The sequence below is a fragment of the Anaerotruncus sp. 80 genome (genome assembly GCF_009936115.1).
GTDB classification, from domain to species: Bacteria; Bacillota; Clostridia; order Peptostreptococcales; family Anaerovoracaceae; genus Senimuribacter; species Senimuribacter intestinalis.
On record NZ_QWES01000009.1, the window covers coordinates 113,403 to 128,076 of the forward strand.

Sequence of the window (14,674 nt, forward strand, 5' to 3'; positions counted from 1 at the left end):
AAGTTTTAAAGAATTTCTTATACATTTTTCTAATGTAATTCTTGTATAAGTTAACCCCTGCTATTTTCATCTAAAGCGCATGCAAACCAGGTGGTTTGTGCAATCTTAATTTCGCAAGTATGCCTGCGGTTTTCTTTCCCCGAAACATTGCGAAGGTCTCTGAATAATGATATAATGAATGCAGAGATTTATACCGGCGCTGCCGATGACAAATTTTGAATGAATAGAGGTTACGTATGCAGGAAGAAAATATTGGCACCGTTAAGATTTCTGACGATGTGATTACAGCTTGTGCGGCCAGCGCCGCTTTGCAGATTGAAGGCGTATGTCAGCTTGCCGGAGGTTTTACAGATAATCTTTCCATCAATATTTTGGGAAAAGAGCCGGAAGGCAAAGGGATTAAGCTGTCCCGCGACGAAGAAGGAATTTCTCTGGACGTTTACGTCATCGTAGCGTACAGAGTCAAGATACCTCAGCTTGCCTGGGATATTCAGAGCCATGTCAAGAGCGAGATTGAATCAGTCACAGGTCTGAAAGTAAAAGAAGTAAACATACATGTACAGGGCGTGAGCCTGCCCGGAGAGGAAGATAAGAACTAGATGACAAGAACAGAAGCCAGAGAATTTATGATGCAGGTTTTTTTTCAGATGGAAGCCTGTGGAGATTTTGATGTAAACAGTAGAACTGATTTCATGAGTCAGGAGAAGATCAGAGACCAGAAGGAATACTGTAATGAGCTACATTCGCTGCTCTGCAACAAAAAAGACGAAGTCGACGATTTACTTAGAAAGTACAGCACAAAATGGAAAATCGAGAGAATACCAAAGACAGACCTTGCGGTTTTGCGTCTTGCAGTATGCGAGATGCGCTATGGTAAAGTTCCTGCGGCAGTATCCATCAATGAGGCTGTAGACTTAGCGAAAAAATATGGAACCGATGATTCAGGAAAATATGTCAACGGCATTTTGGGAAGAATTGCAGAGGAACTGGCAGCAGAACCTGCTGCGGTGGCTTACGAGGAAGAACATGCGTAAGCTGTCTCTTGGCATTGACACCAGCAATTATAAAACTTCTGTAGCCCTGACAGACCAAAGCGGCGAAATTTTATCCAATCTGCAGCAGTATCTGACCGTAAAGAAAGGCGAGCGGGGGCTGAGGCAGTCGGCGGCGCTTTTTCAGCATGTGCAGAATCTGCCGCATCTCCTTGAAGAAACCTTTGAAACTTTAGCAAAGCTGCGCCGGGAAGAAGAAGCAGAAATTGCCTGCATCAGCGTGTCGGAAAAGCCAAGACCTGTAGATGGCTCCTATATGCCTTGCTTTTTGGCGGGGCTTTCTACAGCAAAATCCATCGCAGCGGCTCTTGGCGTGCCGTGTTATACCTTTTCCCATCAGGAAGGGCATATCGAAGCAGCGCGCTGGCGTTCGCCGCTTGCAGAGGCGAATCGCTTTATTTCTTTTCATTTTTCCGGCGGCACCACGGAGGCGCTGCTGGTGAGCGAAGATGGCATTTCCATCGTAGGTGGTTCAAAGGATTTAGCCTTTGGGCAAGTGCTGGACAGGGTAGGCGTTGCACTGGGCATGGAATTTCCGTGTGGTCAGTCTTTGGACGAAATAGCAGTGGCAGCACAGGCTGCCGACGGACAGGTTAAGGATAATTTCCTGCCTAAGATCAAATGTGAAGAAGGATATATCAATCTTTCGGGCATAGAGACAAAATGCCAGAGAAGTCTTACAGAAACAGCGCCGGAAATTCTGATTCCTATGTTGTTTCAACGAATTTCTGAGGCGATTTGTGATATGAGTCTATATCTTGCAAATACCTATCAGACGGACAGCATTCTCTTTGCCGGCGGTGTTTCAGCAAGCAGTCTGATACGAAAAAATTTAGAAACAAAGCTTTCGAAGCTAAAGATTCACTTTGGTGAACCAGTGCTTTGTACCGACAATGCGGCAGGCATTGCACTCCTTGGAGGAAAGAAACAATGGCTTTAAAACCGGTAACTGTTTCACAACTGAATGAATATATTTCCCGGGTAATCGGCACGGATCCGCTTCTTGGCGCTGTGGTAGTGAAAGGTGAAATTTCCAATTTGAAGTATCACGGCAGCGGTCATGTGTACTTTTCCATTATAGACGCGACGAGCAAAATCAACTGTTTTTTACCGCGGGATTACGCCATGAGCCTGCATTATCCACTGGAAGACGGCATGGAAGTGACCTTGACCGGCAGTATCAGCGTCTTTAAAAAGAACGGCACTTATTCTCTCTACGTAAAAATTGTGGAGGTTTCAGGAGAAGGAAACCTTGCCATTGCTTTTGAAAAGATGAAAGAAAAGCTGAGCAAGGAAGGACTCTTTGACCAGTCCCACAAGAAACCTATACCAAAGTATCCGAACAAAATCGGCATTGTAACTTCTGCCACGGGAGCGGCGGTCAAGGATATTCTCAAAATCTTAAAAGGCCGCAATCACCTTGTCGATGTGATGATTTTTCCGGTGCTTGTGCAGGGAGAGGCGGCTTCTGCGGATATTGCCGCTATGCTTGACTATATCAATGAGACTTTTGATGATATCGATACACTGATTGTAGGAAGGGGCGGCGGCTCTGCCGATGACCTTTGGGCATTTAACGAGGAAAACGTGGCGAGAGCCATTTATCGCTCGGAAATTCCTATTATCTCTGCTGTGGGACACGAAATAGACTTCACCATAGCTGATCTTGTAGCGGATTTGCGGGCTGAGACTCCGACCGCAGCGGCGCAGCTTGTTGTTCCCGATACGGAGCAAATGCGAAAGCAAATGGAAGATTTAAAGGAACATCTCTACATTCAGCTTTCCAACAAGCTGATGTATCACAGGCTGCTCATCGACAATCTGGCAAAGGAGATGAAAAACTGCTTAAATGGGCAGATTGCCAAGCTGGAGAATGAGCTTACGCAGTCCAAACTGCTTCTTGAGGAGAACAATCCAGCGCAGATTCTGGAAAATGGCTACAGCGTCCTTACAGATGAGGACGGTAAAGTCATTTCCGCAGTCAGCCAACTTTGCGAAAAGAAAGAATATAAAATTACCCTGCAGGACGGTTTTGCCAAATGCAGGATTACAGAAATAGGAGGAAATCAGCGATGAATCAGGGGAATTTTGAAAAGGCGCTGCGTGAACTGCAAACTATGGCAGAAAAAATTAAAGCTCAGGATACCAGCCTTGAAGAAGCCATTTCCTGTTATGAGGAAGGCATGAAGTATTACAAAACCTGCAGCGATATTTTGGAACAAGCGAAACAGAAAATCGAAACCTTTGAAGGAGAGGTGTAACCCATGATGCGAGAAAATTATGATGAATACAAAGAAATGATTAACGAATACCTGCTGGATTTTATGCCGAGCATTGACTCCAAGAGCAGCGTTCTTTATGACTCAATGAAGTATTCCTTGATGGCTGGCGGAAAGCGAATACGTTCCGTGCTGCTTTTAGCTGCCTGTGAGTTTGCAGGTGGAAACGCAAAAGACGCGCTGCCTTATGCCTGCGCTATCGAGTACATTCACACCTATTCCTTAATTCATGACGATTTGCCGGCTATGGATAACGATGATTTACGCCGCGGCATTCCGACCAATCACAAGGTCTTTGGCGACGGCATTGCGGTCCTTGCCGGGGACGGTCTTCTGACCACCGCTTTTGAAATTATGAACAAGGACATGTTCCTGTTCTTTGATAATATGAAGGAGTTAAAAAAACGTATCAACGCTTCCTACACCATCGTCAAGCACTCCGGCGTGCAGGGCATGGTCGCAGGGCAGGCTTCGGATATGGACTCCGAACACAAACAGTGCTCCAACGAAATGCTGGAATACATTCACATCAATAAAACAGGATCCCTGATTGTAGCAGCCATCAGAGCAGGACTTTACCTTGGCGGCGCTGACGAAGAGATGATGAAAGATTTGACTTGCTATGCGGAGAATCTGGGGCTTGCTTACCAGATTGCCGACGATATTTTAGACATCAAAGGCAATGTAGAAGAACTGGGCAAAAACACCGGAAAAGACGCAGAATGTGAAAAAATCACCTATGTTGCCTTAAACGGCATGGAGGCTTCAGAGCAGCGTCTCAAAGAATTGACCATAAACGCTGTGGAAGCCATTGAAAAATATTACGACAATGCGGAGTTTTTCAGAGATTTAGTTTTGAGGCTGGAAAACCGCACAAAATAAAGGATAAAACGGAGAATTTGAATGAGTAACGAACTGGAACAGTATCAGTTTCCGGACGACCTGAAAAAGATGGACAAGGATGAGCTGTCTCTTTTGAGTTATGCAATACGGGATTTTTTATTAGATAAGGTATCAAAGACGGGAGGCCATTTGGCATCCAATCTTGGCGTAGTGGAACTAACGATTGCTTTGCACAAGGTCTTTGACAGCCCGAAGGACAAAATTATTTGGGATGTGGGGCACCAGTCCTACGTACACAAAATTTTAACCGGACGTGCTTCAGAATTCGATTATTTGCGCCAGATGGGCGGAATCAGCGGATTTCCAAAGACTAAGGAAAGTGTTCACGACGTGTATGAGACTGGACATTCCAGTACCTCAATTTCCGCTGCTGCGGGCATGGCTGCTGCGAGAGATCTAAAAGGTGAAAACCATGAAGTTATTGCCGTCATCGGTGACGGTTCTCTCACCGGCGGTATGGCATATGAAGCCCTGAACAACGTAGGGGCTTCTAAGTCCAAAATGATTGTGGTGCTCAACGACAACGGCATGTCTATTTCAAGAAACATTGGCGGTGTATCGCAGCACCTTTCAAAGCTTCGGACCTCCAGCAGCTACCTTCATGCGAAAAAAGCTATCAAGAAAGCACTGGGCAGTATTCCTGTCATCGGAAACGATATCAGTTCAAATTTGGCTCATGCGAAGGATAGGGTAAAATATGCGTTGCTGTCAGGGGGCGTCATCTTTGAAGAACTGGGATTTACCTATTTGGGACCGGTGGACGGACATAATCTGGAGGAACTTTTAGATGTACTGCAGATTGCAAAGAATATTGACGGTCCAGTTTTCATCCATATTATAACAAAAAAAGGAAAAGGCTATCGGACTGCGGAAATTAACCCCAATAAATTTCACGGAATCGGACCTTTCAATCCGGAAACCGGCGCTGCTCTGCAGCAGGCTGAGCGAACCTACTCCAAAGTCTTTGGCAGTGCTTTAGTGGGGCTTGCTGAGGAAGACGAACGAATTGTTGCTATTTCTGCTGCCATGTGTGATGCTACAGGTCTCGGGGCTTTTGCAAAGCGGTATCCGACCAGATTTTTTGATGTAGGTATCGCAGAAGCTCATGGCGTAACTTTTGCAGCAGGTCTTGCAAAAGCCGGTATGAAGCCGGTGGTTGCCATCTATTCCTCTTTTTTGCAGAGAGGGTACGATCAGATTATTGAGGATGTCTGTCTGCAGAATCTGCCAGTAGTCTTTGCCATCGACAGGGCAGGGATTGTAGGCGCGGACGGAGAAACACACCATGGTGTTTTCGATCTTTCATATTTAAGATCGATTCCAAATATGACCGTGTTGACTCCAATAGACGGTACGCAGCTTTGCACTATGCTGAGTTATGCGCTCTCCCTTGGTACGCCTGTAGCAATTCGCTATCCGAGAGGTGTCTGCGACTTTGATACTGCAAATCTGACGCCGTATGCCGGAGAAAACCGACGCAAGACAAAAGGTAAAGACGTTGATATCTGGGCAGTGGGAAAGATGGCAGGTGTTGCAGAGGATGTACGGGCAGCCCTTTTGGAGAAAGGAATTGAAGCAGGCATCGTCGAAGTAGGCTGTGTAAAGCCGATGGATTTGTCTTGCCTTGAAGAGAATAAAACTATTGTAACCTTAGAAGATAATCTCCTTGCCGGAGGCTTTGGCGAAGGATTTCGGGCAGAAACAGGGTGCAGCGATGTACTCAGTTTTGGATGGCCTGCCCAGTTTATAGAACATGGCGGCTGTGACGATTTGTATCATAAGTACGGACTTGATACGGCGTCCATCGCAGAAAGGATTTGTGAACACCTTGAAAGAAAGGCTTGATATTTTATTAGTAAAAAAAGGATATTATCAGTCCCGTGAGCGTGCAAAGGCTGCCATCATGGCAGGGATTGTCTATGTCGATGGACAGCGCAGTGATAAAGCGGGAAATCAGGTAAATGAAGACGCAGAGATTTTCGTTAAAGAGAATCTCTGTCCTTATGTGAGCAGAGGCGGCTTAAAACTTGAAAAGTCTATGGGGCAGTTTAATCTGCAACTTAATGGGGCAGTCTGCATGGACATCGGCGCCTCCACTGGCGGCTTTACCGACTGCATGCTGCAAAATGGAGCTTCCAAAGTTTATGCCATTGATGTCGGCTATGGACAGCTGGACTGGAAACTGCGAAATGACGAGAGAGTTGTCAATATGGAAAAATGTAACGTCCGATATCTGGATACCGATTTGATTGCAGAACCTATCAATTTTATCAGTATCGATGTATCATTTATTTCTCTGCGGCTGATTTTTCCTGTGGCTGCTGCTGTTCTTGCAGATGACGGGGAGATCGTCTGCCTCGTAAAGCCGCAGTTTGAAGCCGGAAGAGAGCAGGTTGGAAAAAAAGGTATCGTCAGAGATCGAAATGTTCACAGAGAAGTCATCGAAAATGTGATTTCTTATGGGGAAGCTAACGGTCTATATGCCCATGGTTTGACATTTTCTCCAGTTACCGGTGCAAAAGGTAATATAGAATATCTTTTACATCTTTCCAAATCGAGGGAAATGTGTTATAATGTATCATGTATACAAGAAGTGGTTGAAAACTCTCATGCAGAGTTAGAATAAGCACGTATATTTTTTAGGAAAACAAGGAGATCGAGAGAAATGAAATTATCAAACAAAGTGGAAGCAATGCAGTTTTCACCAATCAGAAAATTCAACCCGATTGCACAGAAAGCAAAGGACGCAGGTAAGAAAGTTTATCACCTGAACATCGGTCAGCCGGACGTAGAAACACCGGCATGCTTTATGGATGCAATCAGAGCTTATGAAAACAAAGTAATCGCTTATGCTGAATCCGGCGGTATTACTGAGCTGCAGGACGCTGTATCTGATTACTTCAAAACTTACGGAATGGAAATCGGCAGAAACGATATGATCGTTACAACCGGTGGTTCTGAAGCACTGACCATGACTTTCCTGGCACTTCTCAACGAAGGCGACGAAGTTCTCATCGCAGAACCGTTCTATACCAACTACCATACATTTGCTACTTCTGCAGGCGGTAAGGTTGTTCCTATTACTACAAAAGCAGAGGAAGGCTATCATTATGCAAAGAGAGAGCAGATTGAACCGCTGATTACAGAAAAAACTAAGGCTATCTGCTGCATTAACCCAGGCAATCCAACCGGTACTGTACTTACTAAAGAAGAAATGCAGTTGATCGGCGATATCGCAAAGGAACACGACCTGTGGATTATCGCCGACGAAGTATACAGAGAATTTGCTTATGACGGAAGAGAAGCTGTTTCCTTCGGTCAGGTCAAAGACGTAGAAGACAGAGTTATCATCATTGACTCCGTTTCCAAGAGATTCTCCGCTTGCGGCGCAAGAATCGGTCTGCTGGTTTCCAAGAATCAGGAATTTATGCAGAGCGTGATGAAGATTGCACAGGGCAGACTTTGCGTATCCACCGTTGACCAGGTTGGCGCTGCTGCACTGTTTAAACTGCCAGCTTCTTACTACGATGAAGTAAAAGCTGAATACTGCGGAAGAAGAGACGTCGTATACGAAGAACTGATGAAGATTCCTGGCGTTGTTTGCAGAAAGCCTGGCGGCGCATTCTATATGACTGCAAAACTTCCTGTGGACAGTGTAGAAGACTTCCTGATGTTCCTTCTGACTGAGTTTGAAGATAACGGCGAAACTGTTATGTTCGCACCTGCTGAAGGTTTCTATGCAACACCAGGTCTTGGTAAAGATGAAATGCGTATCGCATACGTGCTGAATCAGGCAGATATGAGAAGAGGAGTAGAGCTGATCAGATTGGGAATCGAGGCTTATAACAAGAGATAAGCACTGCGAGAGTACCAAGCTGCAGAATCTGCATAAGCTGTGGAACATTGTAATCCGAGAAGTTTGTGCATCGACTCAGCGGCTGCCTTGACAAAATTGACAAAAAATCATGATTTAGTCAATTCTGTCAAAGAAATCGGGTTAAAACATTGCTAAAATTGACAGATTCTAAGATTCTTGTCAATTCTGTCAAAAACTTCGAGAAAATTGAGGTAAATTGAGGTGTTTTTACCTGATTTATTGACAAAAAACGAAAAATATTTTGATTTTGTCAATGTTGATAAAAAAGATAAGCAAGGGGCATGGATAATTCTGTGTCCCTTTTGTTTTAAATGGAAGGTAGTGTATATAAATGGAAATCAAAACAATTTGCGATAATCCACAGCTTTTAGTCGAAGCTGCCTCTTGGTTTTCGGACAAATGGGGCGTGCCTTTAGAAGCATACATGGAAAGTATGAAAGCATATATTGGTAATCCTGTCGGAATTCCGAAATGGTTTGTTATTTTAGATGAGAAAGAGAGTACTATTGCCGGCGCAGGTATCATCGAAAATGACTTTCATCAGAGAAAGGATTTAACTCCAAACCTGTGCGCGCTGTTTGTTGAACCGCCCTATCGAAAACAAGGTTTAGCGAAAAAGCTGATGAATTTTGCGAAAAAAGAAACCTCAGCAGCTGGGTTTGAAAAGCTATATCTCATCACAGACCATACTAAATTCTACGAAAAATGCGGCTGGACGTTCTATGGAATCATCAAAGAAGACGATGGGGCCGAGATTCGTATGTACGAAACAAAAACCGGATTTTGACTTTTATTATAGCGTGTTTTTTGGTATAATTAAGTATTATAGGAAATGGAGATGAGGAAATGGCGTCTAGAGAAAAAGAACATGACATCAGCCAAGAGGAACTTGAATTTGCTGTATTTTGTGTTGAGAATCTGGAAAAGAAACTAAGTGTAGGCAGCCAGAGGATATTTAAGGCTTTTACGGAAGACAGCGATATTCTTTACAGTTACATTATCCCAAATTATCCGATTCTTCATACCCAGAGCAAAGAATATATTTTAGAAGACATTCTGTCGCTCCTGAACGAAAAAGGAATAAAAATATGATTTTATACCATGGTTCTAATACAGAAATTAAATACCCCGATATTCAGTTTTCTAGATTGAATGTAGATTTTGGAAAAGGGTTTTATACGACACCGATTCTGGCACAGGCTGAAAACTGGTGTCAAAAATTTAAGCGGCGTGACCAGCAGGCCATTCTCAACCAGTATCAGTTTTGTGAGTTAGAAAGTCATCAATTCAAGATATTGAGATTTGAAAGTTACTCTGAATCCTGGTTGGATTTTGTTTTGGCGTGCAGAAACGGTCAGGACAAGACCGACTATGATATGGTAATCGGCGGTGTTGCCAACGATAAAGTATTCAATACGATAGAGCTGTATTTCGATGGTTTAATCGACAAAACTGAAGCTCTGAAACGGCTGAAATTTGAGGATCCAAACCTGCAAATTTGTTTTAGAAGTCAAGATATGATAGAAAAATGCTTGAAATTTGAAAGGAGTGATTCGATATGAATGCAAATCCCATTTTGCTGCAGATGAAATACGCCCGTGTTATCAGCCGCTTTGCAGCACTTTCAAATATAACAAAGCGTGAAGCATTATCGTTTTTTTATCATTCAAAGACTTATGAGCTTCTAAGTGAAGGCGTTTCCGATATGCACTGCATGAGCGATCAGTATTTGGCAGAGGATTTATATTTTGAAAAACTAAATGGATATTCGGAGAAATTTTATGAGTAAGCTATCTTTTCAAACTTTCTGCTCATCGTAGAGATGATTGCAAAGGAATTTCAAATAACTGAGGAGCAGGCGCTGGAACGATTTTATAAGTCGAACACAGGTGCGCTGCTTGCCGACGACGAAACCGGACTGTATGGACAATCTCCTCTATACATTTTCGGACTATTTTTAGAAGAAATGAACTATAAAAAAAAGGAGTAATACTTTCATGGCAAAAAACAAGCTATCACCAATGATGCAGCAATATTTAGAAATTAAAGCAGAATATCAGGATTGTATTCTCTTTTTTAGATTGGGCGATTTTTATGAGATGTTCTTCGACGACGCCAAACTTGCGTCCAGAGAACTGGAGCTGACTTTAACCGGCAAAAACTGCGGGCAGGAGGAGCGAGCTCCTATGTGCGGCGTGCCGTTTCACTCTGCTGATACCTATATCGCTCGTCTTGTAGAAAAAGGATACAAAGTAGCCATCTGCGAACAGGTAGAAGATCCTGCTGCCGCTAAAGGTATTGTAAAACGTGAGGTTATACAGATTGTTACACCAGGCACGGTGACTTCACAGACCATGCTGAAGGAAAACGAAAATAACTATCTGGCTTCGGTATATTTGGACAAGAAGGGTATGTCCATTTCTTACTGTGATATTTCAACAGGTGAGCTTTATACAACAGAAGAACTTTCCGGACTAAATTTTGCACAGAATATGCTCAATGAGCTTGCCAAAATCGATGCAAAAGAAATCATGATAAACGAAGGTGCACAGTCCATCATAGACTGTGACGAAATCAAAGCTGTCACTGGCGCTTTTGTCTTTGCAAGGAATGAATCCTACTATGCGCAAAAAGCCGCTGAGGACGCAATTAAGGCTCAATTCAGCCAGGTTTCGCTGACAAGTTTAGGACTTTCGGGAAGAGACTTGTGCGTACTGTCTCTTGGGGCGCTGCTTTCATATCTGCTGGAAACCCAGAAGCAAAACCTTTCACAGCTGACTCAGTGCAGATTTTATGAAATAGGAAAACACATGTCTCTCGACAAGGCGACACTCAGAAACCTTGAAATTACAGAGACATTATACGATAAAAGAGTTCAGGGCTCGCTCCTGGGCGTTTTGGACAAGACGGCAACGGCTATGGGATGCCGTAAACTGAAACAGTGGCTGAGGGAACCTTTGAACAATGCCGCCGAAATCAATCTGCGCCTCGACGCAGTATCGGAACTTTCCGAGCAGCCGATTTTAGAGAATAACCTGCGCGAAGCACTGAAACAGGTCTATGACTTTGAGCGGCTTGCCGGAAGAATTGCGTCAGGAAATGCCAACGGCAAGGACATGATTGCACTGAAAAGCTCGGTCTTTGTGCTGCCTGAAATTAAAGACAGCCTGCAGTACGTAGATTCAGCCTTGTTGCAGCAGCTTTCTGCTCAGATTTATGATTTAGAAGAAATCTATACCCTGATAGAAAGCGCCATCAGAGAAGATGCGCCATTTGCCATCAAAGAAGGTGGGCTGATTAAAGAAGGCTATTCCAAAGAACTTGACGATATCAAGTTTTCCATCAAAGACGGCAAACAGTGGATTGCAAATTTAGAAAATACTGAGAGAGAACGAACGGGCATTCGTACCTTAAAGGTCGGTTTTAATAAGGTTTTCGGTTATTATATTGACGTAACGAAAGCCAATGCTGCGCTGGTTCCCGAGGACTATATCCGCAAACAGACCCTTGTCAATAATGAGCGTTACATCACGCCGGAGCTGAAGGAAATGGAAAATCTGGTTCTCAATGCGGAGACGAAAATTAACCAGCTGGAATATGAACTTTTTACAGAAATCAGAAATAAAATTCAAGCCTTTATCAGAGAAATTCAGCAAACCTCCCAGGCTATTGCGCAGCTGGATGTGCTTTGCAGTTTTGCCAATGTCAGCAATAAGCTGGGCTATGTAAAGCCAATTATCGACGAAAGTTTTGAACTGCAGATCGAAAAGGGCAGACACCCGGTTATCGAACAGATGATTACAGATGGTATGTTTGTATGCAACGATACCTATTTGAACAACACAGACACCAGTATGCTGGTCATCACCGGACCTAATATGGCTGGTAAATCTACTTACATGCGGCAGACCGCACTCATTGTACTGATGGCGCAGGCGGGTTGTTTTGTCCCTTGTGAGTACGCCAGAATCGGTGTCGTAGATAGGATTTTCACTAGAATCGGAGCCTCTGATAATCTGGCACAGGGACAGTCTACATTCTTTGTAGAAATGAGCGAACTCGCCTATATTCTCAGCTGCTCCAAAGAGCGAAGCCTGATTATTCTCGATGAGATCGGCAGGGGAACAAGCACCTACGACGGACTTTCCATCGCTTGGGCTGCTGTGGATTACCTCTGCAATGAAGCCACCCATATTAGAACCCTATTTGCGACCCATTATCACGAGCTGACTGCACTGGAAGAGCAGATACCGGGGGTTTGCAATCTCAATGTGGATGTTTCAGAAGAAAATGGAAACATCGTATTTTTACACAAAATTGTGCGCGGCTCTGCCAGCAGAAGCTATGGCATTCATGTAGCAAAACTAGCAGGGGTACCAAGTCCGCTTCTTGAAAATGCCCAGAAAAAGCTGGAGCAATTGGAAGCAGGCAGCATAGAAATATCCCCATATACATATGTGCAAACCGCTGCAAAAGAGCCTGCGGCAGTTTCTGTTGAGGAACAAATTTCCTTTTTTACCCCAGGACCAAATCCTGTAGTAGACCGGATTCGCAAACTGAATCTGATGGAAATTACGCCTTCGCAAGCTATTGGTATTTTAGAAGAGTTAAAGGAAGCAATCGATGATTAAAGTTTTAGAAAAGAACATCGCTGATAAAATCGCTGCTGGAGAAGTCATCGAAAGACCAGTCTCCATTATTAAAGAACTTGTAGAAAATTCCCTTGATGCAGGCGCTGACTCAATCATAGTGGAGATAAAAAACGGTGGAAAAACCTATATTCGTGTCACTGATAACGGCTGCGGTATACCGCGGGAAGAGGCAGAAACAGCCTTTCTTCGCCATGCAACCAGCAAAATTTCTACAGCAAGAGATCTGGATGCTATCGAAACCCTAGGCTTTCGTGGTGAAGCCCTTGCCAGCATCGCCGCAGTAACCCATACGGAATTTATCACTAAGACAAAGGATGCCAAAATGGGCGTGAAACTATTGATCCACGGCAGCGAAGTCATTGCAAACAGTGGAACTGGCTGTCCTGACGGTACGACCATTATCGTAACAGATCTGTTTTATAATACTCCTGCCAGACGCAAATTCCTTAAATCTGATGGTGCAGAAAGCGGTCAGATTATCGACTTTATGTCCCAGATTGCGCTGGCTTACCCTGCGGTCAAATTTCGTTTCATCAATAACGGTAATATCATATTTTCTACAGTCGGAAAAGGTGATGTGCTGGCTGCTATTCTGGCGGTTTATAAAATCAGTGAATACAAGGATTTAGTTCCTGTTACTTATGAGAAAGACGGTAGTAAGGTCAGCGGCTACATATCAAGACCATCTCTGTCAAGAACCAATCGGAAAAATCAAATTTTCTTTGTCAACGGAAGGGTTGTTTCCAGCAAAGTCATCGAAAGAGGAGTCGCTGCCGGCTATAAAGAAAGACTTTTTGACGGCAGATATCCGGTTGCATTTTTGTTTATCAAGACAGATCCTGCAAAGCTGGATGTCAACATTCACCCAAACAAAAAGGAAGTCCGCTTTGACAAGGAGGAAGATATCACTGCTTTAGTGGCAGAGGGAATTGTGCAGGCGCTCGGAGCCAAGGCCGCTGTTACAGAGGTCAAAAACATCTTTAAATCGCCGATAAAGGAGAACGTGCGCCCTGTAGAAACTCAAGTTACAATTTCTGAACCTGAGCCGCCGCAAAAGTCAAAGGCAGAGCCTGAACAGAAACACGAGCAAAAATCTGAAAATAAATCCGAACCGCGGGTAGACATAAAACAGATATTATCCACCCGTCGAGAAACTTTAAAGGTTGCCGAAGAAAAAGTGTCCTATGATATGCCGCAGGTCTTCCATGAAGCGAACAAACCGTCAGACGAAGTAACCGATGCGTTTTCGGAACTTCCGCAGTCGAAAGCTGAAAATACAGAGCTTGAAAAGCCTGTGCTTTCCATTGATACACCTGCAATGCAGCCATTTGATTTTGAGGTTCTTACTTTAACCGGCGCCATATTTGGCACCTATATCACGGCTGTTGACGGCAATTACTTTTATCTGATTGACCAGCACGCAGCTCACGAACGTGTATTCTATGAAAAGCTTGTCGGTGAGTATTTGGAGGAAGAAAAGCTGCGCCAGCCTATTCTGACACCGATACTTCTAGAAGTACCTCTGGCTGTAAAGGAAAATGAATATGACTGGCTAGACTGCCTTTCTGATATGGGATTTGCTGTCCAGGAATTCGGGCAGAATTCCTATATTATCAAGGAAATTCCAACCTTTATGACTATTTCTGAAGCGGAAGATTTTGTGAAACACTTTATCGACAGCGTCGCTGATGGGACAAAGATTCAAAATACCGTTGTCATAAACAAACTGATTACAAAATCCTGTAAAGCGGCGGTAAAGGCTCACGACAACCTCTCCATGGAGGAGATGAAAGCACTTATCAAACTGCTTTCCGCATGTAAAAATCCGTTTTCATGCCCTCACGGTAGACCGACCTTTATCAGACTTTCAAAATACGAAATAGAGAAGATGTTTAAGAGAGTATAAATGTT

General features: G+C 43.9%; 16 protein-coding genes. All 16 read left to right on the top strand.

The features are described from left to right. Positions 1-236: 236 nt before the first annotated feature. The 16 genes from D1155_RS05720 (at position 237) to mutL (ending at position 14,669) form a co-directional block, all read left to right on the top strand. The gene (locus tag D1155_RS05720) at positions 237-599 is read left to right on the top strand and encodes an Asp23/Gls24 family envelope stress response protein (RefSeq protein ID WP_160201424.1); all 363 of its coding nucleotides are present in this window, start codon (positions 237-239) and stop codon (positions 597-599) included. Then, the gene (gene nusB, locus D1155_RS05725) at positions 600-1,034 is read left to right on the top strand and encodes a transcription antitermination factor NusB (RefSeq protein ID WP_160201425.1); all 435 of its coding nucleotides are present in this window, start codon (positions 600-602) and stop codon (positions 1,032-1,034) included. Further along, entirely contained in the window at positions 1,027-1,992 is a 966-nt protein-coding gene (locus D1155_RS05730) for a hypothetical protein (RefSeq protein WP_160201426.1), read from the top strand. The genes nusB and D1155_RS05730 overlap by 8 nt, the downstream gene beginning before the upstream one ends. Continuing rightward, the gene (xseA, locus tag D1155_RS05735; RefSeq protein ID WP_160201427.1) at positions 1,983-3,128 is read left to right on the top strand and encodes an exodeoxyribonuclease VII large subunit; all 1,146 of its coding nucleotides are present in this window, start codon (positions 1,983-1,985) and stop codon (positions 3,126-3,128) included. The genes D1155_RS05730 and xseA overlap by 10 nt, the downstream gene beginning before the upstream one ends. Further along, the gene (xseB, locus tag D1155_RS05740) at positions 3,125-3,313 is read left to right on the top strand and encodes an exodeoxyribonuclease VII small subunit (protein WP_160201428.1); all 189 of its coding nucleotides are present in this window, start codon (positions 3,125-3,127) and stop codon (positions 3,311-3,313) included. Before xseA ends, xseB begins: the two co-directional genes overlap by 4 nt. A gap of 3 nt (positions 3,314-3,316) precedes the next feature. Next, the gene (locus D1155_RS05745; RefSeq protein WP_161880228.1) at positions 3,317-4,213 is read left to right on the top strand and encodes a polyprenyl synthetase family protein; all 897 of its coding nucleotides are present in this window, start codon (positions 3,317-3,319) and stop codon (positions 4,211-4,213) included. A 21-nt stretch (positions 4,214-4,234) separates the two neighbouring features. Next, on the top strand, positions 4,235-6,079 hold the full coding sequence (dxs, locus tag D1155_RS05750) for a 1-deoxy-D-xylulose-5-phosphate synthase (RefSeq protein ID WP_160201429.1): 1,845 nt from the start codon (positions 4,235-4,237) through the stop codon (positions 6,077-6,079). After that, positions 6,054-6,860 (top strand): TlyA family RNA methyltransferase, encoded by an 807-nt coding sequence (locus tag D1155_RS05755; protein ID WP_347560968.1) that lies wholly within the window; start codon positions 6,054-6,056, stop codon positions 6,858-6,860. Before dxs ends, D1155_RS05755 begins: the two co-directional genes overlap by 26 nt. Positions 6,861-6,899: 39 nt before the next feature. Next, positions 6,900-8,090: a pyridoxal phosphate-dependent aminotransferase gene (locus D1155_RS05760; RefSeq protein WP_160201431.1), complete on the top strand. Its 1,191-nt coding sequence runs from the start codon at positions 6,900-6,902 to the stop codon at positions 8,088-8,090. A gap of 352 nt (positions 8,091-8,442) precedes the next feature. Then, positions 8,443-8,898 carry a GNAT family N-acetyltransferase gene (locus D1155_RS05765; protein ID WP_160201432.1) on the top strand — a complete coding sequence of 152 codons (456 nt, stop codon included), beginning with the start codon at positions 8,443-8,445 and terminating at the stop codon, positions 8,896-8,898. A gap of 59 nt (positions 8,899-8,957) precedes the next feature. After that, complete coding sequence (locus tag D1155_RS05770) at positions 8,958-9,203, top strand: DUF3791 domain-containing protein (RefSeq protein WP_160201433.1); 246 nt, start codon at positions 8,958-8,960, stop codon at positions 9,201-9,203. Further along, positions 9,200-9,673: a DUF3990 domain-containing protein gene (locus D1155_RS05775; RefSeq protein ID WP_160201434.1), complete on the top strand. Its 474-nt coding sequence runs from the start codon at positions 9,200-9,202 to the stop codon at positions 9,671-9,673. Before D1155_RS05770 ends, D1155_RS05775 begins: the two co-directional genes overlap by 4 nt. Next, positions 9,670-9,900: a DUF3791 domain-containing protein gene (locus D1155_RS05780; protein ID WP_160201435.1), complete on the top strand. Its 231-nt coding sequence runs from the start codon at positions 9,670-9,672 to the stop codon at positions 9,898-9,900. The genes D1155_RS05775 and D1155_RS05780 overlap by 4 nt, the downstream gene beginning before the upstream one ends. 33 nt (positions 9,901-9,933) lie before the next feature. Next, positions 9,934-10,101: a hypothetical protein gene (locus tag D1155_RS15565; RefSeq protein WP_201759539.1), complete on the top strand. Its 168-nt coding sequence runs from the start codon at positions 9,934-9,936 to the stop codon at positions 10,099-10,101. Between the two features lie 7 nt (positions 10,102-10,108). Next, entirely contained in the window at positions 10,109-12,742 is a 2,634-nt protein-coding gene (gene mutS / locus D1155_RS05785) for a DNA mismatch repair protein MutS (RefSeq protein ID WP_243151026.1), read from the top strand. Next, a complete protein-coding gene (gene mutL / locus D1155_RS05790; protein WP_160201436.1) occupies positions 12,735-14,669 on the top strand; it encodes a DNA mismatch repair endonuclease MutL in 1,935 nt (644 codons plus the stop codon). The genes mutS and mutL overlap by 8 nt, the downstream gene beginning before the upstream one ends. Positions 14,670-14,674 lie beyond the last annotated feature (5 nt).

What these genes read in the sequence shown, in the direction of transcription:
- mutS (WP_243151026.1), top strand. Translation starts at nt 10,109, where the DNA reads ATGGCAAAAAACAAGCTATCACCAATGATGCAGCAATATTTAGAAATT.
- nusB (WP_160201425.1), top strand. Translation starts at nt 600, where the DNA reads ATGACAAGAACAGAAGCCAGAGAATTTATGATGCAGGTTTTTTTTCAG.
- D1155_RS05745 (WP_161880228.1), top strand. Translation starts at nt 3,317, where the DNA reads ATGATGCGAGAAAATTATGATGAATACAAAGAAATGATTAACGAATAC.
- dxs (WP_160201429.1), top strand. Translation starts at nt 4,235, where the DNA reads ATGAGTAACGAACTGGAACAGTATCAGTTTCCGGACGACCTGAAAAAG.
- D1155_RS05720 (WP_160201424.1), top strand. Translation starts at nt 237, where the DNA reads ATGCAGGAAGAAAATATTGGCACCGTTAAGATTTCTGACGATGTGATT.
- xseB (WP_160201428.1), top strand. Translation starts at nt 3,125, where the DNA reads ATGAATCAGGGGAATTTTGAAAAGGCGCTGCGTGAACTGCAAACTATG.
- D1155_RS05730 (WP_160201426.1), top strand. Translation starts at nt 1,027, where the DNA reads ATGCGTAAGCTGTCTCTTGGCATTGACACCAGCAATTATAAAACTTCT.
- xseA (WP_160201427.1), top strand. Translation starts at nt 1,983, where the DNA reads ATGGCTTTAAAACCGGTAACTGTTTCACAACTGAATGAATATATTTCC.
- D1155_RS05765 (WP_160201432.1), top strand. Translation starts at nt 8,443, where the DNA reads ATGGAAATCAAAACAATTTGCGATAATCCACAGCTTTTAGTCGAAGCT.
- D1155_RS05760 (WP_160201431.1), top strand. Translation starts at nt 6,900, where the DNA reads ATGAAATTATCAAACAAAGTGGAAGCAATGCAGTTTTCACCAATCAGA.
- D1155_RS15565 (WP_201759539.1), top strand. Translation starts at nt 9,934, where the DNA reads ATGATTGCAAAGGAATTTCAAATAACTGAGGAGCAGGCGCTGGAACGA.
- D1155_RS05775 (WP_160201434.1), top strand. Translation starts at nt 9,200, where the DNA reads ATGATTTTATACCATGGTTCTAATACAGAAATTAAATACCCCGATATT.
- mutL (WP_160201436.1), top strand. Translation starts at nt 12,735, where the DNA reads ATGATTAAAGTTTTAGAAAAGAACATCGCTGATAAAATCGCTGCTGGA.
- D1155_RS05780 (WP_160201435.1), top strand. Translation starts at nt 9,670, where the DNA reads ATGAATGCAAATCCCATTTTGCTGCAGATGAAATACGCCCGTGTTATC.
- D1155_RS05770 (WP_160201433.1), top strand. Translation starts at nt 8,958, where the DNA reads ATGGCGTCTAGAGAAAAAGAACATGACATCAGCCAAGAGGAACTTGAA.